Annotated in this window: 1 protein-coding gene; it reads left to right on the plus strand. The window is 32.3% G+C overall.

The genetic code is table 11. The features are described from left to right. The coding region (locus SB717_RS34175; RefSeq protein WP_410907270.1) for a DNA polymerase III subunit delta at window positions 1-316 on the plus strand (316 nt) is incomplete at its 5' end. Between the last annotated feature and the right edge of the window lie 46 nt (window positions 317-362).

Genomic DNA, 362 nt, shown 5'->3' on the forward strand with positions numbered 1-362 from the left:
GAACGCTGTCTTAACGATTAAATATAAACAGAAGGAGCCAGGTAGAAATGAGTATATTGAGTTAAATGTCGCGAACTTTCCTTATAGTTTTCCGGATCTTATGGAAGAGAAGCGATTTCAAGAACAAATGAAACTGAATAATGGAACGTCTGCTTATTTTAAAAATAAAGATGATTATGAACGTGGTGACGAATTTGCTACGCTTATATGGAAAGAGAAAGGAATTGAATATCAGCTGCTGTATCGGAATGTAGAAGAGAACGATGAAAAGGTAATCAAGCAGAATTTATTATACATTGCGAATAAGATGAAATGAAAAAACTAGCTGATTTATTCAGCTAGTTTTTTGTATGTTATTATTT

The sequence above is a fragment of the Priestia sp. SIMBA_032 genome (assembly GCF_046535215.1).
Lineage (GTDB): Bacteria > Bacillota > Bacilli > Bacillales > Bacillaceae_H > Priestia > Priestia aryabhattai.